Origin of the sequence: Gottfriedia acidiceleris, assembly GCF_036421055.1 — a bacterium.
GTDB lineage: Bacteria > Bacillota > Bacilli > Bacillales > Bacillaceae_G > Gottfriedia > Gottfriedia acidiceleris_C.
Genome location: NZ_JAZGQS010000015.1, coordinates 21,602 through 44,512 on the forward strand (window position 1 = coordinate 21,602; position 22,911 = coordinate 44,512).

Sequence of the window (22,911 nt, forward strand, 5' to 3'; positions counted from 1 at the left end):
GAATATTATAGTTTTTTTGGTTTTCCATTCTTTTTCTATGGGGAGCTTATTTCGGATCAAAAGTTATTTAAATAGTTCATAAATAGATAAAACCATCGTATCTTGATATGAACGAGTTTCTTTAGGAGGTGGCAAAATGGAGAGAGAATACAATTTGGAAGAAGCATTGAAAATCCTGATGGATTGTTACCTAACTGATTCAATACAAACTCTTCGCAAATGGATTCGTGAAGGAAAAATAAACGCTACTGTAACAAGCTATCGTCAAGGTGGATATAAAATTATGGAACCAGACTTAATATCGTTTATTGAAGAAGAAAGACCAGGCTTATTAGATCTGATTAGGGTATACAAAAAAACAGTTGAAGAACTTCCATTAAGTGCAATGACATTATTCAAAGATCATGTAAAAAAAATTGAATATTTTAAGGAAGAACTTAATGAAGATTTAGAAATCAAAAACGATACACAACTATACTCGTCTGAAATAGCTGCGAAGAATGAAATACAGTCTAATTTAAAAATGGAAGAGGTAAGTTTGTCAGTATTACTTAAGGATGTAGAAGATTTAAAACAACATATTTTCAAAGATGAATATTCGAATAAGGCGATAAAGACGGAAAACAATGAAGAAAAGGAAATCAAGGCTAATAGTCATCAAAGCGCGTCTGAAGTAGTTGTGAAAAATGAAATACAGTCTAATTCACAAATAGAAGAAGGTAATATAGCAGATTTACTAAAGAGTATGGAAGATTTAAAACAACATGTTAATAGTAAATTTGAAAAACTAGATAAGTATGAAGAGGAGCAAAGAACTATATTAAAAAAAATTGAGAACCTTGATAGTCAAAGTGAAGAAAAATGCAATAAATTGATAAGTGAATTCGGGACGCTAAAGGAAGAATGGAAAGAAATTAATAAGAATGAGAATAAAAAAGATAAAATTTTGCCTAAAAGTAAAGAGGAGAATCAAAAAATATTAAAAAAATATGACTTTAAAGCTTTCTTTAAAAGACTCATAAAGAAAACTGATATTATAGTTGATAATGCACCTAATAAAGCAATTTTTGAAAGTTTAGCTGAAAAACGGTATAAACTTTTTTATGATGACCAAAACAATTTTTTAGAAAAAAAATATTTTGATGTTGATCAAAATGATTATGAAATGAAAATTAAAGGAAAGTCTGAAACTTTAAAGGGTGAAACTAGAGGGGAATTAATGAAGAGTTATTTCAACGAGGTGTTTTATCCAGAACTTAAACAATTGATAGATATGGAGGTAAATCCTGTGTCACCAAAACTAGATAAGGAAGATAAAGAAGGAGATACCGATCTTGCAGATCTAGGAGGGGATTCCAATAATACTGAAGAAAAATAGCCTATAATCAGCTATTTTTCTTCGCCATTAGGTCATTTTACCTAACTTTCTTTTCAATAAACCATTTTATATTCGACTCTAGACTAAAAAGAACAAACTCATATGACTCTTCATCCACTTCTTTTAGTAAGTCCATTTGCTGAAATAAACGTCTCATTCTAGAGTTTTCATCTAAATTTAATGGCAGTAATGCAAGTTCTTCTTGCAATCTCTGAAGTAAGGAGAAGGAGATATTCTCCGTTTTTCCTGTTTCTAATTGACTTAGGTAACTCGGTGAAATACTTAGTATTTTAGCAAATTCATTTAAACCATACCCTTTTTGAAGCCGTAATTCTCGCATTTTTTCACCCAGGTCGAGTAACATAATTTCCCTCCGAATCAAGCTTTGTTAAACATAATTTCGATAAAAACTTATATTTCCCTTCAAATATTTGTAGATTAATAGTTTTAATTTGAGCTAACATTTGAACTGAAAATTTACCTTTTCTTATTCAACAAAATGGCAGTTTAGTTGCATAACGTATGGTAAAATAATACAAAAAATGTATGTGCGAGGTGTGTTATGTCTCTTTATAATATTAATTTGATAAATGATTCTGATGAAGAAGAAGTATTTGAAATTGAAGGAAATAATATTGCTGAAGTAACAGTTCTTGATAATAATGGAAATAATATAACAAATGGTTGTAGAGTAATGATCTCTCTAAGTCAGAATGCTTTAATTGGATTGGGTACTGAGCTAATTCGTTTAGCTCATAATTATAAAGATGGTAAACACTTTCATATTGAGCCAATAGAAAAAGAATATGTAATTCAATCTCTGGGTGTAATGCTTCACCCTGATAGTTGCGAACTAATAGTGGGTTGTGGAGATTACAAACCATTCAATGATTATATTAATGAAGATGAATAGTTATTCAACTAACGCATGCGATACTTCAATAGAAGATCGCTTTTTCTTATTAAACATAATGGCAGTTTAGTTGAATAAGAATTCTTGGTAAGACATGTGATAATGATGCGAATTTTTGTTAAAATATTATTACTTATATTAGGATTTATATAGACTATATTTAAAGAATTGAATTGAAAAGGTGAGATTTTTTTGAAAAAAGAACAAAAAGCTCTATTTAAAGAAATTGAAAAAATTCAAGAAAGAGCTATGAGAGAGTTAGCTAAAGAATTTGGTTTAAAAAAGAGGTCGTACTGTTTATTTAATAAAGTAGGAGATTTTTTTGTAACAGGAGTCTATTCAACAAATTTTACAGATGATAATGTAATTTCAATTAGTATGGATTGTAATATAAAACCATATATTTATGATGATTTATTTTGGGAAGTATTTGATATAAAGGAAAATGCAAAAGAACCTATGAGCTTAAGAGCAATAGGAGCATTTGTAGCACCAACCTACTCTATCCAAGTTATTGAAATTGTTGAAAACAGTTTAGAGAATATTGAAGATGATATTCGTCAAACCGTAGTAGAATTTATTTATACATACGAGACGTTTATAAATTCAATAGAACAAAGTGTAGATAATTTCAATAATTTCGTTTTACAACAATCAGATTTCTACCATTTAGATTTGATGAAAATGTTAGCCTATATGCAAGGTGGAAAATTCATTACTGCTTTAAACAGTGCTAATGATTTAATAAGTAAAGGTGATACAGGTCCCCTAAGCACTGGTAATAAGGGTATTTATGAATATATCGTAGAGTATTGCGAAGAAAAACTTAGCATTCACTAATATCTATAATTATCTACAATCATTTCTTAAGCAACTAACGCATGCATTAGTTGAACAAGGTTTAATTGATTTTACGACGAATAGTAGTTATATAAGAGTATATTGAAGATAGCAGGGTGGTTGTTATGAAACAAAAAACTAATTTCACAGCATTTTATCTTCTATTGGCATCAATTATTGTTGGTGCACAATATAGCGAACATTTCAAAGGAATTCCAGAAATAATGTCATTTGTAAGTTTTACTTTAATTTATATTTATATCTGTTTTCTAAATCGCAAGACTTTAACACTGTTAAGTTTGTGTGTTGTTTCATACATAGCTTTTGCTACTAATTATTCATTTTTCCATTTTTGAGATTCAAAACCTTATTCAACTAAAACATGCTTTAGTTGAATACAGGAGTTAATAAGTTTCTATCGAATTATCCCATTAACAAGAAAAACTATTAGGAGGAAAATATGTATTTCTTATTGGGAAATGTTACGAACACGATAACAGAAACAAAAGAAATTCACGATCCTGTACTTGCTTTTGCCTCAATCGTTTTTTGGATAATTATTATTGGTATTATTACTGCATTAGGATTGCTTTATAAAAAAAGAATTAGAAATCAAGCTAAAGACAGACAATTACTAAAAACTATAGAATATAAATTAGATAAATTAATTGAAGATTTCGAAAAAAAATCTACCTAAGCTTATACAACTAAATGATGCTTTAGTTCAATAACATAATCGACTCTTTAGTCGATTTTTTTATTCAACAAAATGGCAGATTAGTTGCATAAGAATTGATTTATTTATTGAAAAAAGACGAAATTCCCCCAAGTTACAAATATCCAGTATAATAGGATAATTTTCTAAAGGCTTCATCAAACCAAATAGATGGAGGGGTTTCATTGACCCGTAAAACCTGGTTACTTATTGTTCTTTGTTGCTGCATTCTCTACACCGCATTGCACGCAACCCCATCCCTTGCAATTCGAACGAAGTTGTTTTTCACGTTTCACCCAAAGAGTGCGTTAACATCGAAGATTTCGCTACAAGCAATGGAAAACAAAGGTTATCAACCGTATTTACATAACCACCGCGCGAAGGCTTATCAGATTAGTAATCCGCCATCATCACTAGAAATCAAAGATTTTATCGTGTATCAGAAAGGATTCATCTTCTCGGCGAAGTACCTAGAGTATGATCTAGCTAGAGTTAAAGGTTGGTAAGTAAATAGAAGGGTTATTAAGCAACAAACTTAATCCAACTAACGCGTGCATTAGTTGTAAAACGCTGGGCTGCTTCGGCAGTCCATTTTTTATTCAACAAAATGGCAGTTTAGATACATAAGAATAATTTAATTTTTGTGGAAAACAGCGAAAATCCCCCAAGTCAGAATAGTGGAACAATACTTTATAATTAACTTTGTGGAAGTTACTGGAAGCTTCGTTCAACAAAAAAATAAAAATAGGGGTACAATTTATGAAAAATAAGAAACGTTTTTTCGCTTTTTTTCTATTGCTAGTTGTAGGAATCTCAGTTTTAATCTATCAGCAACAAACGAATACTAATACGAATGCTGAAACGGTAAAGGAAAAAATAGGACAATCTAAAAAGTTCACTAACAAAGATATTAACACAGCGTTTGATACTGTCGAGAAAGAATTCAAGAAGAATGAAGACAACAAAGGATGCACAATAACGGATATACGTTATTCAGAGAAAGAAGCGATAGCGATTAGAACGACCGAAAATTATATGAATGATGAAAATGTCATTGTGGTCTTTGCTACTATTAAAACTGGTCCTTCTGTTGTTGGAGGTTGGGAACCGAATAAAACTATGGATGATTTTAGTTGGACTCTGGTTAGAGATAGTAAAAATGGCAAATGGCGAATTAAAGATGGAGGATATGCATAAGTCGAAGGAGAAAACTTACGAAAATAAAGGAGTTTTATAGTGGAAAACAAAAGTAAAGATATAAAAACTTCTGATATCCTAATAATAGTTGCACTTCTATTTCTACAAAAACTTTTTAATATTTCTTATTTAGTATTCGGTGTTATATGTGGTATTTACGTTTTAGTCATACTCTTTTTAGATTCAAAGGGCGACTTGAAGAGATTCTTTAAACGAGCAATTTTTTTTATAGTCTTAGCAGTTCTCGTTAATTTACTTTTTCGATAGTCAGAAAAAAGGCACTCTGCTTATATGCGGCTTTTTTTATTCAACAAAATGGCAGGTTAGTTAAAGAAGGATTCGTAGTAAATATAGGGAATTTTATTTAAAGAGCATGAAAAGATAGGAGTAAAACATGTTACCAAGAAAATCTTTATTTATAAATTTTTTACTGAGTATTTCATTTGTAATCGCCTTTTTAGTGACAGCATATATAATGAATGATACTTTAAGAAGTTCTAATTTTGCCGTTGCTTTAGGAGGAGGAGTTGCACTTTTTCTCTATTGTACATTTAAAAAGAACACTTCCTCTAAGAAATAGAAATATATGGAAAAATACATACTTCTTATTCAACTAACGCATGCATTAGTTGTACAAAGAAGAAAGGAACTTCTCGTTGAATGAAGTTCCTTTTGATTTTTACTCTAACGGACGCTCAGCAGGGTAATCGATTGAATTCGCAATATTAAGTAATACTTCGGGGGTAACAATATCAACTACCCTTAAATCAATACTTATTTCATATTGCCAACCTTCTCTTTCGAAAAACAAAGCATTAAAGCCACAATTTTCATTTTTCCTTCTAGGATCTTTGATCCTATCGAATTCAATAAGTGTCGCGGTATTCCCATTCTTTAATCTGTAAGTTCCAAGAATGTTCCTACCTTTGATTTCCCACTTTTGATCGATTGGTCGAATAACAATTTTGTAATGATTCTTAGGTACTTTATCGTTTAATGCATCTAAGATGAAACAATCATTCATCCCATCATTTGTAAGTTGAAATCTCCCAAAATAATGAGTAAAGCTAATTGGTGGAACCCTTAATGGCAACTTTAATGGCTGTTTAAAATAGTGCTCAAATTCAGTAGCTGCTGATTCAATCGATTTGTATCCACTTTCAGGATAGAACTCTTCAAATGGTTTGGGTTTCTCTGACGTTTTAGCACTTACTACTCCACTAAAAAATAAAAGTGTAAATGCAAAAATAATGGAAATACAAGTGGATTTAATCAAATTTGCTATTCACTACCTTCCCGTATAATAGGTGTAGTATTTCCAAGATGTTTTATATTATTTTTAATTAGAAATTAAAATTCTTATTCAACTAACTGATGCGTTAGTTGATGAGTAATCCTTCATAAAATTGATTTGTATTTGAAAGCTCCGTTTTATATAAGAGATGTTTCACTGGGAATTACAGAATTAAAAATAGAATACAAAAAGAAGACCAATTCTCTTATGAATTGGTCTTCTTTTTGTGCATATAAATTAGAAAAAGACGATTTTACCACATTTCGAGAAAAGGATTTAGGTTATTTAAAGGTGAATATTTTAATAGGAAGAAGCGGTGAATTATGATTCCTTGGAGGAAAGCATGAAAATCATTTTCTTAGATATCGATGGTGTTTTAAACACGGACAGACAAATTAGACTGAACAATTTGGAACAAATCGATAATATTAAATTCGACCCAATTGCGATGAAAAATTTAAAGATAATCGTCGATGAATCAAAAGCGAACATTGTCATTACCTCAACATGGAGAGTTCACCGCCAAGACAATGGATACCTTTGGAGAGAAATCATTAGAAATTTCGAAATGTACAACTTAGACACCAATATTTTGCTAGATATCACACCTGTTATTGATACGAATATGAAAACGGAATTGAAATATTGAATTGGCTAACCAAACACAAAAACATCGAAAAATTCGTCATTCTAGATGACCAATGGCATATGGGTGAATTAAATAGTCATTTTGTTCGGTGTCTATCTTTTCGAGGCATATCAAATGAAAATGCAGAAGAGGCGATATTGAAAGTAAAATAAAAGCCGTCTAAGACGGTTTTTTTGATTATTATCATTTCACATCGGGACAATTGGTTAAGTAGTCGATCTTTCAAGGCAGAGAAACAGGTTGAATTTCACTGCGAGTAACCATATCAAATCAACCCGTCACGTTAGCTCCTGTGACTGAAGAATCTGAATTAAACGAAGATGATATTGTGTTTTGTAAAGTAAAAGGTAAGTATTATACTCACAAAATCTTAAAAATTCGTGAAAATCAATTTCAAATTGGAAATAATCATGGCTATTTTAATGGTTGGATAACAAGAGAGAAAATTTTCGGAAAAGTTTCTAAAATTTGGGATAAGTAAGATTATTCCACCTCATTGTAATATAGATAAAAAAGAGTGGACTCACACCCATTTAGATCTTTTTGGTGCTTTTATAACTAAAGCATGCGTATGTTTGAACAAAAATTCGATTTTTTTAATACGGTATATTGCAGGATGTTAAAGAATATCTTGACAAACGTGGGGGATGGAAATGGGAATAATAAAAGTAGTTAAAGGCGATATCACAGAACAAACCGTAGATGCCATTGTCAATGCTGCAAATTCAAGTCTGCTTGGTGGAGGAGGCGTGGATGGTGCCATTCATCGTTCGGCTGGAAAGAGACTATACGATGAATGCGTTGCTATTAGAAACAAAAAAGGAGGTTGTAAAACTGGAGAAGCTGTAATTACAACTGGCGGGAACTTGTCTGCAAAGTATGTAATTCATACCGTGGGACCCGTATGGAACGGTGGAGATAAAAACGAAAAAGTACTACTAAAGAAATGTTATTTAAATTCGCTTGATTTGGCACGTAAAAATGGAATTAAAACCATTGCCTTTCCAAACATCAGCACTGGTATTTATGGATACCCGAAAATACCTGCGGCTAAAATTGCAGTAAAAACAGTAAACGAATATCTTGAAAATAATGAAGGAATTAAAGAAGTTATTTTTGTATGTTTTGATGAAGAAAATTATCATATTTACACTAATATAAATTAATTCCTTATTGAACTAACGCATGCAATAGTTGAAGGTCAAGAGCTACTAATATGCGGCTTTTTTTATTTAAGTAAATGGCAGTTTAGTTGAACAAGGTATTAATTTATTCTGGTAAAATAAGACTTAAATAATGATGTATTTAACTAGGAGACGAACTATGAAAGATAAAGAAATGTATGTTTATCACATTGTAACTAGGAAAAAAATGAACCTTGGGCAGATAATTGATTTTAACAAGGATCAAAAAAACACCTTATATAGCTTCTTTTTTGAGAAGGAACAATTGAATTCTAAAGGTGAAGATTTTATACAGATTCTTTTCCAACATTATACAGATGAAGGATTGAATTTAAATGGAGAAAATGCCGAAGTGGCTATAAAGTATGTAGGTCAAACAATTAGGGCAATTAGAGAAGTGATTTTGGAAATGGTTAGATCACAAGAATATCCTGAATATCCGTCTAGATTGTCTTGTTTATCGGAAAGTTTTGCAAATCGTTAAACTACGAGTAAATGGTAGCTCCTTTGAAGGTGATGGAAATCTTTTACCAAAGGAGGATGGGGTACCTTTCGCTCGAAAAATTGAACAAGCTAGAGAATATTGGAATGGTAATATTACAAATGAACTTCCTGAGCTTTTGATTAATGGGAAAATTGAAGTAGTAGAAATTATTGATGATTTCTCAGCTTAATTTAACTACTTTGCAAAATATATTTCTTATGCAACTAACTAATGCGATAGTTGAAGATCACGAGTCACAAAAAGTGGCTCTTTTTTATTGAACAAACTGGCAGTTTACTTGAAGAAGGAATTAGAATTTTATGGTAAAATATTAGCATTACTTTTTGCTACACTACGAATCTTATCAGGTGGTAAAAAATTAACCAACTAGCAAAAATATGTCGCCACCCATAATAATTTAAATAAATATAATAGGGAGATTATATGTTAGATAAAATAAAGGACATTAACCTTGCTCTTAATAATAAAAGTTATTTATCAGCACTTGCACTATCTTTAACTTTACCTGATATTTGTGGGCAAATCGAATATCCAGATCTTAAAAACAACAAAGGAAAACGCCTTGTAGGAAAACAATATGCAGCATGGTTTGATGATTGGGTAAGCCATTATTATGCAGACAATACAGGTTGGACAGGAGATGGCAAGGCAATAAATCCATTTTTTACAGGAAAGATGTGTTATTCTCTACGTTGTTCTTTCTTACATGATGGAAATACGGATATAGAAAACTGGGGCGACAATGAAGACGCAGATTTTTATTATTCATACGAATTTGAATTAGCAGCAGTAGGTGGAGCAGACAAAATTGGTTCATCTTGGGGACACCAACCTATTAATAACTCAAAAATATTAATGACAAAAAGTGTCAGAGTAAATATCGACAAATTATGTGAGTGCATTTATCGATCTGCTGAAAGGTATTATCTAGAAAAAGACCCTAATCTATTCAAAGAACATAACATTAACTTGATTGACTTTAAATAACAAGAGCATTCATATCCTGTAGGATTTTAGAATACTGGAAATTCTATAAAAACTAAGTAATACACTTAATAACATCCTTGAAACAGGTGCACTAAAAAGTTTTAAAAAGATATTAAGCAACCATAGCCCCACTGAATATAGGACTATGGTTGCTTAATGAGCTTCTTTTTATTTATTGTCTGCTTGATAGGGATAAGACCAGTGGAAATTCCTTTTTTAATCTAAATATATGGTATATTTTAAAATATTTTATTTATAAAAAACTTTAAAAGTTAAGTCTTGATTGTTATATCCGATTTTTCAAGTGACCAGAAAATTATTAATCAACTGATTTAATGTATCAGATGGATTTCAATTAGACTAGATAATGGATATGACATCAATTATTGTATTCATAGAAAGAGTATGAGTAGAGTCATATTTATCTACTAAGATAATAGTAGCGTTTATCTGATCAACTTTTTTGATTTTTCCAATTTCTGTTCCAATACTTCCCTTAACCCAATAAACTAACGATACATCATTTTTTCTTTCGACAGCTTCAACAAGAATATAATTGATACGTTCTTGTTCATCGTCATTTAATATTGGATGGGGAACCTTTTTTTGATTATCGATAATTTCAGCAATCCCTTTAAACTGCTGTGGAATCGATGCAAAAGGTTGCCATTTAATAATTCCTCGACCCATTCGTTCTTGTGTCATGCGAAATGACCTCCAATTTTCTTATTATTACCTCTAATTGTGCTGAAATCTGTAAAACTGCATGCTCTCAACAAACTATTTTTTCCATACTTACGTCTTATTGAATCCATCACACCTGATAAATTTTGCTCCTTTTGCTTTTTAATTGGATTAGTAAAAAATGAAATTTGTTCTGTGTCAGTTTTAACAAAGTTTTTTAAAGCGATTGATATAGTCCTTACAGGTTCTTGATTATAATTTTCTTCTAAAATTTTAAGACAAACTTGATAAAAGTCTTTTGTTAAATTTGTTGGTTCTTCAATGGTGACAGTTTTAGAAAATCCGCTAATGCCAGAACTATAACCAATACTAAAATGAATAGTTCTTGATTGATTGTTTTGATTTCTTAATCGAAAACAAACTTCCTCAAGTTGTTCTAGTATTAACGTTTTAATTTCATGTGAATGATAATCTCTTAATAGAACTTGGCTTTTGCCAATTGACTTATCTTTCGGTTTGTAGTCCTTCATTTCACCAATTTGAGAGTAATCAATTCCGTTAGAATGGAAATGTAATTCTGTACCTATCACATTCCCAAATTGTTGAATTAAAACTTCTTTCGGGTATCGTGCCAACTCACCAATAGTAGTTATGCCTAATCTGTTTAACTTATGCTCAGTTTTCTTAGCAATGCCCCAGAATTTACTTAATGGAGTAATATTCCACATTTTGGTAGGAACATCAACATAAGTCCACTGTGATATACCACTCGGATGTTTTTTACTTTCTATATCCATACAGATTTTTGCGAGTAACAAATTACTGCCAATTCCAATAGAACTCGAAATGCCAAAATGATTGTAAATATCCTGTTGGATTTTATGGGCTAGATCCAGAGGGGATAGCTTATGAAGTTTTTCATAACCTTTCATAGAAAAAGCAAATTCATCAATAGAATATTGCATGAAGTCGATAGGAGCGACGTATTTAGTAAGCATAAGTTCAGTAATTTTATTTGAAATATTTACATACAAACTCATAGATGGATTGACAATATAAATGTCATTTTGTTTAGGTATTTCAAAAAGTCGATTTCCTGTTTTAATGCCTAATTTCTTCATTTCAGGTGTAGCTGCTAAGACTACTGAACCATCTCTTTTTGTATCTCCAACGACTGCCAATTTAACTTTAAGTGGATCCAATCCCATTAATATACAACTAACTGATGCGAAGAATGACTTCATATCAACAAAATAAACTAAGTCATCAGGAAAAGTTGAATAATCGTACATAATAAACATCCCCTAAAATAGAATGAGTGTTCTTATTTGATTTGCATCTCTATTTATTATACACAAACATTTGTTCTTGTATACTGAATTTTTGTTGTTTATAAGAACTTTTGTTCGTGTTAATCAAAACATTCACACCAACTTCAAAGTTATTTAAGAGCAAGTCATTCAATTAGAATTCATTATTCACGTGCAAATACGTATAATCAGGGGAAAAAAGATACTGAAATGACTAGTAAGGATCTTGGAGGAGGACGATTGAATTTTTTTAAACAAAGTTCAAAATAATCCATTTTAGTTTAAAAGATAATGATTTTATGAAGTTTAAAATATAGTTTTCTGTTAATAATGGAAAACTGAGGTGATTAATATGATATTTTATATATCTGCTTTAATAATAATAATTGGTTTTTTTCTTTATCGATTTTTACAACGAAACAAGTTCTACATTAGAGAAATGTTTATTGAAAAAATGCGTTCAGACCTTGATTATAAACGAACTTTAGCAATGGGGTTATACTACCGTTTTAAGACAAAAGAAATAGATGAGAAAAATACAAATTTATTTATACGAGAAGATCCATTTGCATTTGAGGATTTCGTTGGAAATGTTCTTTCAAAAAAATTAAATGGTAATGCATTTGTAACAAAACGTAGTGGGGACTTTGGTGTTGATATTCAAATTGATATCAATGAAGATATTAATAACAGAGTATATATACAAGTGAAATGTTATAAAGATGATCTTAATTATGAACCAATTGCATTAGTTAATTCGAAAATGTCAAAAGATAAAGTTAAAAAAGGCATGGTCATAACAACTAGTAATTTTTCGGATGAAGCTCGTGAATATGCAGAAGGATTGAACATTGATTTGATAAATGGTGTTCAATTTGTTGAAATGTGGATGGAAGCAGTTGCTGGAGAAACCAAGCAAATAAAAGAATTACAATTTGAATTTTAAGCATCTAACGTATAGTTAGGTGCTTTTTTAATTACTTCGAGCATAAATAAGAATTGGATTAATAGGATGGAAAATATTCTAGAAAAAGGACCAGAGGCTTTAGCTAATGGTCTTTTTGTAATTCATCACAAAATCAACAAATTCTTTGGTATTAGAAATGTGTAGGTTTCCCAACCAACATATTTTGCTAATTCTTCATTTATGATCTATTGCCAAATATCGTATAAACGTTCATAAAGTCACCTTTATTGTTATGAATTACCATCTTATACAATAATTTTGGATTTTTTTATGGGTATGAAACTTCATAATTACACATAAAAATTTAAAAACAAGTTGTTAGTTCATTATTCCTAGAAAGTGGTGTTTTAGCATGTTATATAAAACGCATCTCGCCACCTCGATTGCACTTGGTGCTGGGTTGGCAACAGTAACTTCATACCCATTTACAATTTGGTATTTAGGTGGAATTTCATTTGGGAGTTTATTACCAGATATTGATGAGCCGAATTCCTATATTGGTAAGAGGTCTTTTGGGATTGCTAAAATAATAAATCAAAAGTTTGGTCATAGGGGGATTACACATTCCTTATTGACGTGGCTTAGTTTAACAATATGTTTATACACTGTGTTTCACGGACCATTTACTTTAGGAGTATGTTTAGGATATCTCTTCCATATTACAGGTGATTATTTTTCTAAATCAGGAGTGCCTCTTTTTAAACCAATCTTAAATCAAAGATATAAGTTCTTTATTACATATAAAACTTCTAGTTCCGCCGAAGCAATAATCTACATTTTCGCAATCCTCTTAGCTGTGTTCATTATTCTTGACAACCAATTAATAACACCACTTATCTCCTCAACAGCAGATTTATTAGTGAAACTAATCAAAATCCTTCTTGATCAGATACAAAAATAGGGGGGGAATAAATCTATGGCAATTAAGGAAGTAAAGTTAGATGAGATTTCACTTAACAATTTTTCACCTACTCAAGCAAAAATGAAAGATTTACAACATTTACTTAAAGAAGAAAGAGAAGTAGATCAATCAATTAAAAAATTTTTTCCTTTAAAAGAATATGGACAATTAGATGAACGGTTAAAGATTTATGGATCACTAGCGTTAATTGAAGGGTTCCAAAACGTGAATGATGATAAATATGACCAACCAGATAAGAAATTAAAAGATATAAAATTTGAAGGTTTTACAGAACAAAATAATATTATTTTAAAATTTTTAGAAGATGGGGAGTTTTTACAGGATACTGTAGCTGAGGGAGAATATTCGTTTACAAATGACTTTTTAAATCATTTTTTCCAAATGGGGTATTTTTCAAAATTTTGTTTTAAACATGGATATCAGGATCTTCTTTCGTCATGTATTGATGAATTAATGGAAAAAAGAAAAGAAGCAGACAGTCAATATCGATTGATTATGAAAGATGAAAAGCATTATATACGCGGATTGACATCAACAAAATACAATAACTATGATAACCATATTGCCATTTACTTAACTCTACTTTCTCTACATGCTTATGCTAAAAAAGAAAACGTATATTTTAAAATAACGCACGCTAGATTGACAGATTCTGATATTGAAATATTTATTGAGCAAGAAACGCCAACAAATATACCAGATATAGGGAACATATACTTTGGAGTATATGTATCAAACAATGAGATTGGAAAAAAAGCATTTTCAATCGAACTAATTTATAAGTTTGTTGATTTGGACGGGGAAAGTTATCGAGCTTTTTCAAGTGAAAATGTCTTTAAAATCAATCATAGTACTTCTCTAAAAAATGTTCAAAAACAGTTGGAAAACATAAATAACCTGGAAAAAATAAAAAAGGAAACTTTGGAGCAAATTCACTACGTGATTAATAATCCCGAAGTGGACGATAATACGCTATATGAAATGGTATATCGAGAGATTGACAGAAGAACGAGAATATTCAGTTCTAATACTCGTAAAAATGCACGTGAATTATATGATGAAAGCCATATTAACAACAAAATGACCATTATTAAAATATTTCATCAAATAACTCAAATTACAGATAATGATGAAGAGAAGTTAAACTTAGAAAGGATTTATCATGACGTGTTAATTAGAATGAATAAAAGAAAGGCGAAGAATAATGAATGATTAAGTTAGTAGGCTGTAGGTGATGAAAAATATATATTTGATCATAATATAAATTCACGGGAAAATAATTTTTATTACTGTCTATTTAACTTAAAGGTCTCCAAAAAGAAGAAACATAATAATTACGAAGTTTCTTCTTTTTTTTAAAAAGCATTCTACATCATTCTTGCTGTACAAAAAACTCAGCTTCCACTTGAATTATTTTAGTTTTTATATCAATCATTCGTGTGGCATAGGTAATCGCTCTCGTTATAATAGAACGAGTTTTCCATTAATTTTCAGGAGAATTATCCTAACGGTTATGGTCGGATTACTGTAATTGACCCAAACATTAAATATTAAATTGTATTTAGTGAATTTAGTTAAAAAGCTCATAGTTATATGAGCTTTTTTATGCGGTAACGACTTCATTTTTGAATCCTATTGTAATCGTTCACTAAGTTTGAGATTTTTTATTTTTCTTATCAGGAAAACATATTAGAAATATTTGAAAATTGTTAGTGCTCAGATACAATAAAGATTTACACTGGACAACAAAGTTATAAACTAACGAAGAAAGTTTCATATTGAACAATAAAGTTGCTCACTGAGTTGAGAACGTGTAGTAATTAAAAAAACAGTAAAATAGAATTTAGAGACTAATTAAAGAACGAAATATCGTTTCTTAATTGGTCTCTTTTTAGTATTAATTAGCTTTTTTGTTTTTTTCGCCAAGAAATGGAAAAAGTGATAAACTTTTAATATAATCTCTTTTTTAATAATGAATTAATAGCAAACAAAACAATAATCACTGATTTTTATTAATAATATTGAGGAGCAAAAAGTTATGAAACTTAATAATTTGATTTGGGAGTGGGCTTCGAAGCTCCCTGATTGGCAAAGGGATCTTATTAAGAGACTGTATGATAAGGATGCACTTGATGCGAACGATCTTGACCAAGTTATTGATAACTTATTATTCGAAAATGGAATGAATGAGAAAAAGCAGGTTCTTGAAGTATTACAAAAAGATAATATCCCAAACAAATATGACGAAAACAATGTACGTATTACTGGATTAAAAAATTTTAAAAATATTGCTGCCATTGAATCGCAGCATGGAATTGAATTTGCCCCAAATGGTTTAACTATAGTATATGGAGATAATTCTGCTGGAAAGTCGAGCTTCGCAAAAGTTTTAAAACAAGCTTGTCGAGCAGTTGATGAACGAACAAAAGTCCATCCTAATATTTATAATTCCTCAGGAGAATCTAGTACAGCAGAAATACATATAATCAACCATAATAATGAAGCTAATGTTATCAAGAGAGTTATTAACAAAACTCCTGAACAAGCTTTATCTTCAATTAGTATATTTGATACTGAGTGTTCAAAAATTTATGTCGAAAGTGAAAGTAATGTTGTATTCATACCAAATGAGCTTAGAATATTTGATAATTTAGCTAATCATCTTTCTGAATTAAAAAATAGAGTTCAAATGAATAAAGATCATCTACTTAATGAGAAACCTGTTTTTCAAAATATAGATGAAACAACTCAAGTAAAAAGCTTTATTTCATCTATATCTTATAAAACATCAAAAGATGATATTGATAAAAATTGTAATTTTACTAAACGAGACGAGGAACGTTTAGAAAAAATTAACCAAGATTTAATAGCTTTGCAGTCTGTTGATCCAAGCAAAGCAGTACAAATTTTAGAGAGAAACATTCAAGATGTAACAGTTGTAAAACAATCTCTTCAAACAATCGAAAAAGAACTTTCTTTAGAAAAAAGTCAAATTTACATTGATACTCACCAAAGATATTTAGATAATAAACAAACTTTAAAAGTATTAACACGTGAAGCTTTTGAAGAACAACCTTTACCTGGTGTTGGTAGTAATCCTTGGAAAAAGTTATGGGAAGCTGCGAAAAATTATCATCAAACTGCTTACCCAGAAAAGTCTTTTCCAAATATAGAAGGCGGGTCTAAATGCTTGCTCTGCCAACAAGATATTAATGAAGAAGCTATGAATCGTTTGAAAAAGTTTGAAGATTTTGTTAATGAAACAATAAGTCAAGAAACTAAACAGTTAGATATTTTAAGGCAGAAAAACATATCAATTCTCAAATCATTGCCATTTGAAACGATAAGAGGGGCAACGATTCTTTCTTTGCTTAAAGATGAAATTCAAAATTTCGAAGTTAATGCAGATTTGTTTATTAGATCAAGTTCTGAATTAAAAGATTATCTACTTATTTCAGAACAAAATAAATCGCTCTGGACAGATGAATTACCTGAATTGAGTCAGCCACCAATCATAGAAATTGATAATTGGATAAGTGAAAAGATGCTTGAAGTACAGCGACTTAATCAGTTAATGAGCCAGAATAACTCTTTAGAATTAATTAAAGAAAAAAAAGAATTAACTGCTAAAAAAATTGCTAGCGAACAAGAATCAGATATTTTTCAATTGATGGAAATTATGAAAAAAATTAATATTCTTGACCGAGTGATAAAAGCTTTAGATACAACAAAAATTACTAGAAAATATAATGAATTAGCTAGCGAATATCTTTCTGATCATTTTAGAAATGAGATTCAAAAAGAATTAAAAGAACTTCGCTGTGACCATATATTATTTAAGATTAATAATAGAGGTGTAAAAGGAAAATCTACAATCAAGTTGAATTTGGACTCAGATATCAAAGTCAATATTAACGAAATACTTAGCGAAGGGGAACAAAAAGCTTTGTCTCTTGCATTTTTCCTAGCTGAAATTAACGCAATGCCAAACAAAGGTGGAATTATTTTAGATGATCCAGTATCATCATTAGACCATGGTAGAAGAGACTACGTTGCTCGAAGATTAGTCGAGGAGGCTAAAAAAAGGCAGGTAATTATTTTTACTCATGACATAGTATTTCTACATATTTTACAAAAATATTCAAATATGAAAAATGTAATTGTACAATGTTGTACCATCAGAAGAGATGGTAACAGAGCAGGGATAGTAAAACCAGATTTTCCTTGGATTGCTCAAAAAACAAAAGCTCGAATAGGATATTTAAAAAATGAACTGCAAAAATTAAAAAAACAAGAAAAAGAGTTAGATATTGAATTATATTCTAAGGAAGTAAAAACGTGGTATATGTTGTTAAGAGAGTCATGGGAGCGTGCAGTTGAAGAGTTACTTCTAGCAGGTGTTATTCAACGATTTGAACCAAGTGTTAAAACCCAATCTTTGTCCAGTATTCATATTACAGATGAAAAGTTAAATTTAATTAATGAAGGTATGACTAGGGCATCAACTTTTGTTCATGACGAATCCTTTTCAATTGGATATTTTATTCCCACTAATGAAGAAATGAAAGAAGATATTACAAAACTTGAAACTTTTAGCAAGCTAAAGTAATTTATTTAGGAACATGTGTTCAAAAAATATCCTACATTTTCAAAAACACTTACTGCTGTTACGAGAAGAACACAACCTCATCGTACTGCTGAATCATAGAAATCCATTGTTAGGAGGATTAAATGGAACAAGTTAGTTTTTCGAAAAATCGATTGATTTTTGAAAAAGCAGAGAAATCTTTTTTAATTCATAGAAAATTAATTAAAGGTCTTTTGCCAGAAGCCGATGTCCAGCACGTTGGAAGTACAGCCATTCCTAACAGCCTTACAAAGGGTGATTTAGATATACAAGTGCGTGTTATTCCTGAGCAATTCGAAAAAGCAGTTAAAGCACTTACATCTGTTTTTGAACTTAACGAAGGTAGCATTAAAACCGACTCTTTTAGAGCATTTAAAAATGATTCAATTGACCCACCTTTAGGGGTACAACTAACGATTATTGATTCTGAATTTGATTTCTTTTGGAAGTTCCGTGATATTTTATTATTAAATGATGAGTACAGAGTAGAATATGATAATTTAAAAAGGAAGTTCGAAGGGAAGGGAATGGATGATTATAGGGAATGCAAAAACAAGTTTTTCGAAAAGTTAATGCATTCTCCTGAATATAAAAAAATGTGATCCATAGTAATTTATTAAATAATCATATTTAATTATGTAAAACAAACCCGTATTGTAGCTAAGGATAAGTAGGTTAAGCTTCAATTAAACGATTAAATGACTTTTATAATATTCAGCACATTCTTGATGTGTAGCTTCACATAAATTTAGTTCTTTTATTGATCTTTTAAAATATTCTTCAACTTCAAAAATATTAAGTGGTTCGTTTAAGGATGCCAACTTAATTAATGAGTCTGTTGAATAATCGTTTAATAGCATTTCTATAGCCCAATTCACATAATCACTTGATGCTACTACATGTTCGTAAATTTTAAAGTACAAAATGTTTGTATCTGTGAAAAATCCCCCCCTTTAGTTTTAGAAATTTAAATAAACTCTTAAATATTTTATTTTTCTAATTCAAAAGTTTAAATGAACAAATAATTTATTCATAAACTAGCAAATCAGACTTCTTTTTTCATTAAATCATGTAAAAAGAAGTCCTCTTTTTTATGACAATTAACTGAATAAAATAAATCTAATTCAGTTAGATCCTTTAGTTTATGAAATAGATGCGCTTGAGAAAATCCTAAAACATTTTTATCTTTAATTAGTAATTTTAAATGTTCTTTCTCTTTGCCAAAATATTGAGATGATGCTATTTTAGTTGAATTACTTTTAAAAATTGGTTTAGGCATCCCCATACCATAAGGTTCTAATATAGGCAAATCAGTCATCAATTCTTTGGGAAATGTGTGAATGGGTATGTTACTGATATAAAACTGTTGTGGTGAACTGATATGCTGTTTTAATGCTTCTTTTTGTATTTTTGATCGGAATAAATTAACCTGACTTTCGGTTAAATTGATCGAAAAACCAGCTGCCATTGGATGACCCCCGAATTTTTTCAATAAATCCTCACACCCAGATATACAATTAATAATGGAAAATTGACTTCCTTGTAAACTTCTTGCTGAGCCTGTTCCGTCACTAGAGATAACAATTGTAGGTTTTTTATAATAGTTTGAAACTCTGGATGCGAGAATCCCAATAATCCCTTTGTGAAAATCCCCGTTTATCACTAAAACGTCATCGTTTAGTAAATTTTCACTCTCTATTTTTTCCTGAATCGTCAAGAATTGTTCTGCTGTTACTTTTTTTCGTTTGTCATTTAATGCAATGAGTTCATCAATTTCTTCATTAGTTGGATCAGTAGAGCGAAGAATGGCAGCAGCAAAATTTGGGTCACCAATTCGTCCGCACGCATTAAAAATTGGACCCAACGTAAAGCCAAATGTTGAACTATCAACAGTTTTAATCCTTAATTTATCCATTATTTTTTTGAAAGCAGGATGAGGATGATTTTTTATTTTTCGTAATCCATGCCAACAAATAATTCGGTTTTCTCCAGTTAATGGCACGACATCTGCGATTGTTCCTAAAGTTGCTAGGTCAAAAAATTTAAAAGATTCACCAATCCATTCTCGATTTAACTTATGATAAATAGCTTGTACTAATTTTAATGCAACGCCTGCACCACATAAATTTGGATTCGGATAGTGGTTATCTTTTCGTTTTGGATTAATAAAAGCCAAACAATCTGGTCTTCCATTCAATACTTCGTGATGGTCAGTGACAATCACATCAAATCCTTTTACTTTTGCTGCCTGTAAAGCGTCATGTGCACTTGACCCATTATCAACTGTAATAATCAGTGAATAAGATTTTGATAGACTGTTAACGATTTCCTTTGATAATCCGTAACCTTCAGTTCTTAAAGGTAATCGTGTGTCTACCTGACCACCCAATTCAATTAAAGCTTGGCTTAAAATTGTCGAAGAGCTCATCCCATCGCAATCATAGTCTCCAAAAACTAGAATCTGTTCATGTCGTGTAATAGCTTGTAAGATTCGGGGGACTGCAATACTCATTTCATCTAGCAAAAATGGATGATGCATTGAATTAAGTGAAGGAATGAGAAAGTCTCCCAGTTTTTTAGATGTATTTATCCCTAAATGGAATAAATGTTGGGTAATGGTTGGATAAAGACAATATTGTGATGAGAGGTATCGAATCATTGCAAATTCTGTTTCATCTTCTATTGGTTTAATTTTATTCCAGTTCATAAAGTACCTCCGAATTTAACTTTCATATGTATAGAATGTACGACATGAAATGAAATTATTCTCGTATAAAAACATTTTATTTTTATTAAAAAATGCAATAGATACTCAAAAACTAGTTTATATACTGTTTGGAGTTAATAAATAGAAGGTTCCTTAATATATTATTAAGGAACTTTATTGATTAAATTGAAGCGACAAGGATCCTCATATTCAGTTGGAGAATATAGAGAGCCAGACGAAGGTGATCCTGTGGTATCTTTAAAAAGAATGTTTCCGCGTAAGTATGGAAACAAGCGGGATATGATGAGGTTAATATTGAAAAATTACAATTAGAGATGAACAAAAAGGTTGAACATTGGCTAGCAGAGAATAATTAAGATGAAGGGATTGGCATATATGCTAATCCTTTTTCTTATTACAAGACTGTTCAGAGTAACACACACTTACTTTGATCACATGTCATTAAACGTGTTTCATTCTATTTTTTTATTTACATGTACATAGGCACACAGGCAAGCATACGACTCATATAATTTAATACGGTATGTGCATAAGCACTTAACCGCCCTGCATAGCAACAGTTAGAAATATACAAAAGGGAAAGGGCGGGGTAGCATGGTAAACGATGATTCAAAGAAGAACAGTGCTACATCAGCTCCTGTAAAACCCGTTGGCACAGTTATCCTACGAAATAAACCAAATATCAATTTAATAGCGAAAAGTGTTTTGATAGCCTTTAAAAACGGTACTACAGTAAAAAAGTAGTCCGTTTTTTTTTTTCTGATCTCTTTTTTGGATTATGTAAAGGAGGTTAAGTTAATATAAATTTATTTGATGTAGTACCATTTTTAAAGTACATTATTTAAAAAATTTAGTACCTACATTTGTAGTAGATGCACCAGGAGGAGGAGGTAAAATCTCACTTCAACCAAATTATATCGTCTCACAAAGTAGTAAAAAAACAGTGCTAAGAAATTTTGAGGGTGTCATCACATCTTATCCAGAGCCTGAAAACTATAAAGAGGATACGGCAGAAGAGTATTTTTCACTAGTTTACCCTGATTATTTAAATAAGGTAGCTAAGGTTGGTATTGCTAGTATTATGAATGATCAGGTGCAAAGTCTTATTCCTTCAGATTTAGAAAGAATGAAAAAGAGAGAACAATATCAAACAGATCCGACACATAGTTCATTAAAAAATAAACGTGAAAAAAGGGATGAACTAAAAGAGAAAAAGTTTCAATCACAAATTCAAAAAATGGATGGAAGTGTAAAGAAAGATGAATAATACTTTAAAATGTGATTGGTGTGGTGAGGAGAATGTACAGGAAACAAAAGCAGTTGTACATTGGGAATTGCCGGATGGTTCCCGAGCAATCACAATTACAGGAGTACCATCATTTCATTGTGATCAGTGTAAATTTACCTATCAAAAGGAAGAAATGATCAAATCGATAGAAGATCAGTTATTTCTCATTTCTACAAAATTACTTCCAGTTTCAGTCACATTTGATGAATTAATGAAGCAGCCGAGATTATTAAAAAGAAATTATTTTGACTTCTCGTCATAGAACGAGTATTTTTAAAATATAAAATAAATCTTTAATAGTATAAAGTCTATTTTTAGAATAAGAGACAAAATTAATAATAAACTAGAGGGAGAATCATGAGAAAGTCATTTTACCATTATATGATGAAGCATAGAAACTATAAAATTCCTAATGACATTGGAATATTGGCAGATCATCTTTTTAATGATCACTCATTTCCAAAACATTCTTCAAGCTATGACGAAATTAGTTCGTATTTAGAGTTTGATGGAACTTTCCATCAATCGATGAGCGTTTTTGATGAAGCATGGAACTTATATTTAGAAGATCAATAAGATGTGACTTAGTTTAACTAAGTTGCATCTTTTTTTATTGCAAACTTTTCAAACTATTGATTCTACTATTTGTGAAACTAGCTATTAATGTCTTTCCAATAAAATAGGCTAATCCCTTTTTTTATTTACTATGAAAATGACAGACAA

Annotated in this window: 24 protein-coding genes and 3 pseudogenes; 21 read left to right on the forward strand and 6 right to left on the reverse strand. The window is 30.5% G+C overall.

The window, feature by feature from the left end; genetic code table 11:
* The first annotated feature begins 136 nt into the window (after positions 1-136).
* Positions 137-1,378, forward strand: a complete 1,242-nt coding sequence (locus RAH41_RS18975; RefSeq protein WP_331224736.1) for a hypothetical protein — start codon at positions 137-139, stop codon at positions 1,376-1,378.
* Between the two features lie 37 nt (positions 1,379-1,415).
* Here the strand turns inward: RAH41_RS18975 and RAH41_RS18980 are convergent, their stop codons facing one another.
* Positions 1,416-1,742, reverse strand: coding sequence for a helix-turn-helix domain-containing protein (locus tag RAH41_RS18980; RefSeq protein WP_331224737.1), 327 nt, complete (start codon positions 1,740-1,742; stop codon positions 1,416-1,418).
* Positions 1,743-1,940: 198 nt separating this feature from the next.
* Between RAH41_RS18980 and RAH41_RS18985 the strand changes: the two genes are divergently transcribed.
* The 6 genes from RAH41_RS18985 (at position 1,941) to RAH41_RS19010 (ending at position 5,623) form a co-directional block, all read left to right on the forward strand.
* Positions 1,941-2,291, forward strand: coding sequence for an Imm32 family immunity protein (locus RAH41_RS18985; protein ID WP_331224740.1), 351 nt, complete (start codon positions 1,941-1,943; stop codon positions 2,289-2,291).
* Positions 2,292-2,483: 192 nt separating this feature from the next.
* Positions 2,484-3,131: a hypothetical protein gene (locus RAH41_RS18990; protein WP_331224742.1), complete on the forward strand. Its 648-nt coding sequence runs from the start codon at positions 2,484-2,486 to the stop codon at positions 3,129-3,131.
* A gap of 125 nt (positions 3,132-3,256) precedes the next feature.
* The gene (locus tag RAH41_RS18995; protein ID WP_331224743.1) at positions 3,257-3,487 is read left to right on the forward strand and encodes a hypothetical protein; all 231 of its coding nucleotides are present in this window, start codon (positions 3,257-3,259) and stop codon (positions 3,485-3,487) included.
* Positions 3,488-3,591: 104 nt separating this feature from the next.
* Complete coding sequence (locus tag RAH41_RS19000; protein WP_331224745.1) at positions 3,592-3,828, forward strand: hypothetical protein; 237 nt, start codon at positions 3,592-3,594, stop codon at positions 3,826-3,828.
* Between the two features lie 777 nt (positions 3,829-4,605).
* Positions 4,606-5,043 (forward strand): hypothetical protein, encoded by a 438-nt coding sequence (locus RAH41_RS19005; protein WP_331224746.1) that lies wholly within the window; start codon positions 4,606-4,608, stop codon positions 5,041-5,043.
* 394 nt (positions 5,044-5,437) lie between these two features.
* A complete protein-coding gene (locus tag RAH41_RS19010; RefSeq protein WP_331224748.1) occupies positions 5,438-5,623 on the forward strand; it encodes a hypothetical protein in 186 nt (61 codons plus the stop codon).
* A gap of 99 nt (positions 5,624-5,722) precedes the next feature.
* Here RAH41_RS19010 and RAH41_RS19015 read toward each other — a convergent pair whose 3' ends face one another.
* Entirely contained in the window at positions 5,723-6,319 is a 597-nt protein-coding gene (locus tag RAH41_RS19015; protein WP_331224750.1) for a hypothetical protein, read from the reverse strand.
* Between the two features lie 361 nt (positions 6,320-6,680).
* On the opposite strand from RAH41_RS19015, the gene RAH41_RS19020 reads away from it, so the two are divergent.
* The 6 genes and pseudogenes from RAH41_RS19020 (at position 6,681) to RAH41_RS19035 (ending at position 9,662) form a co-directional block, all read left to right on the forward strand.
* Entirely contained in the window at positions 6,681-6,986 is a 306-nt protein-coding gene (locus RAH41_RS19020) for an HAD domain-containing protein (protein WP_331224752.1), read from the forward strand.
* The gene (locus tag RAH41_RS22695; RefSeq protein ID WP_419471631.1) at positions 6,983-7,138 is read left to right on the forward strand and encodes an HAD domain-containing protein; all 156 of its coding nucleotides are present in this window, start codon (positions 6,983-6,985) and stop codon (positions 7,136-7,138) included. Before RAH41_RS19020 ends, RAH41_RS22695 begins: the two co-directional genes overlap by 4 nt.
* 113 nt (positions 7,139-7,251) lie before the next feature.
* Positions 7,252-7,467 (forward strand): annotated as a pseudogene (locus tag RAH41_RS22700) (phage repressor protein); the annotation flags it as partial.
* A 172-nt stretch (positions 7,468-7,639) separates the two neighbouring features.
* A complete protein-coding gene (locus RAH41_RS19025) occupies positions 7,640-8,152 on the forward strand; it encodes an O-acetyl-ADP-ribose deacetylase (RefSeq protein ID WP_419471632.1) in 513 nt (170 codons plus the stop codon).
* Between the two features lie 157 nt (positions 8,153-8,309).
* A pseudogene (locus RAH41_RS19030) lies at positions 8,310-8,844 on the forward strand (DUF2441 domain-containing protein).
* 254 nt (positions 8,845-9,098) lie between these two features.
* Positions 9,099-9,662, forward strand: coding sequence for a hypothetical protein (locus RAH41_RS19035; protein ID WP_331224754.1), 564 nt, complete (start codon positions 9,099-9,101; stop codon positions 9,660-9,662).
* A 360-nt stretch (positions 9,663-10,022) separates the two neighbouring features.
* On the opposite strand, the gene RAH41_RS19040 is transcribed toward RAH41_RS19035, so the two are convergent.
* Together RAH41_RS19040 and RAH41_RS19045 are read right to left on the reverse strand one after the other, a co-directional pair.
* A complete protein-coding gene (locus RAH41_RS19040) occupies positions 10,023-10,367 on the reverse strand; it encodes a YolD-like family protein (RefSeq protein ID WP_331224756.1) in 345 nt (114 codons plus the stop codon).
* A complete protein-coding gene (locus tag RAH41_RS19045) occupies positions 10,364-11,638 on the reverse strand; it encodes a DNA polymerase thumb domain-containing protein (protein WP_331224757.1) in 1,275 nt (424 codons plus the stop codon). Before RAH41_RS19045 ends, RAH41_RS19040 begins: the two co-directional genes overlap by 4 nt.
* Positions 11,639-12,008: 370 nt before the next feature.
* Here RAH41_RS19045 and RAH41_RS19050 point away from each other — a divergent pair, with 370 nt between their 5' ends.
* The 5 genes from RAH41_RS19050 (at position 12,009) to RAH41_RS19070 (ending at position 18,774) form a co-directional block, all read left to right on the forward strand.
* Positions 12,009-12,602, forward strand: a complete 594-nt coding sequence (locus RAH41_RS19050) for a restriction endonuclease (protein ID WP_331224759.1) — start codon at positions 12,009-12,011, stop codon at positions 12,600-12,602.
* Positions 12,603-12,975: 373 nt separating this feature from the next.
* Positions 12,976-13,524 (forward strand): metal-dependent hydrolase, encoded by a 549-nt coding sequence (locus RAH41_RS19055; RefSeq protein WP_331224761.1) that lies wholly within the window; start codon positions 12,976-12,978, stop codon positions 13,522-13,524.
* Between the two features lie 15 nt (positions 13,525-13,539).
* Positions 13,540-14,757: a hypothetical protein gene (locus tag RAH41_RS19060; protein ID WP_331224762.1), complete on the forward strand. Its 1,218-nt coding sequence runs from the start codon at positions 13,540-13,542 to the stop codon at positions 14,755-14,757.
* An 826-nt stretch (positions 14,758-15,583) separates the two neighbouring features.
* Positions 15,584-18,154 (forward strand): AAA family ATPase, encoded by a 2,571-nt coding sequence (locus RAH41_RS19065; RefSeq protein WP_331224764.1) that lies wholly within the window; start codon positions 15,584-15,586, stop codon positions 18,152-18,154.
* 122 nt (positions 18,155-18,276) lie between these two features.
* A complete protein-coding gene (locus RAH41_RS19070; protein WP_331224766.1) occupies positions 18,277-18,774 on the forward strand; it encodes a GrpB family protein in 498 nt (165 codons plus the stop codon).
* An 84-nt stretch (positions 18,775-18,858) separates the two neighbouring features.
* Here the strand turns inward: RAH41_RS19070 and RAH41_RS19075 are convergent, their stop codons facing one another.
* Together RAH41_RS19075 and recJ are read right to left on the reverse strand one after the other, a co-directional pair.
* Positions 18,859-19,095, reverse strand: a complete 237-nt coding sequence (locus RAH41_RS19075) for a hypothetical protein (protein ID WP_331224768.1) — start codon at positions 19,093-19,095, stop codon at positions 18,859-18,861.
* Positions 19,096-19,217: 122 nt separating this feature from the next.
* Complete coding sequence (gene recJ / locus RAH41_RS19080; RefSeq protein WP_331224770.1) at positions 19,218-20,879, reverse strand: single-stranded-DNA-specific exonuclease RecJ; 1,662 nt, start codon at positions 20,877-20,879, stop codon at positions 19,218-19,220.
* 874 nt (positions 20,880-21,753) lie between these two features.
* On the opposite strand from recJ, the pseudogene RAH41_RS19085 reads away from it, so the two are divergent.
* The 3 genes and pseudogenes from RAH41_RS19085 to RAH41_RS19095 all read left to right on the forward strand — a co-directional run.
* Positions 21,754-22,167: pseudogene (locus tag RAH41_RS19085) on the forward strand (lysine 2,3-aminomutase); the annotation flags it as partial.
* The gene (locus tag RAH41_RS19090) at positions 22,160-22,450 is read left to right on the forward strand and encodes a YokU family protein (protein WP_331224772.1); all 291 of its coding nucleotides are present in this window, start codon (positions 22,160-22,162) and stop codon (positions 22,448-22,450) included. The pseudogene RAH41_RS19085 and the gene RAH41_RS19090, both read left to right, overlap by 8 nt.
* Before the next feature lie 95 nt (positions 22,451-22,545).
* Positions 22,546-22,764: a YozE family protein gene (locus RAH41_RS19095; protein WP_331224774.1), complete on the forward strand. Its 219-nt coding sequence runs from the start codon at positions 22,546-22,548 to the stop codon at positions 22,762-22,764.
* Positions 22,765-22,911: the final 147 nt, after the last annotated feature.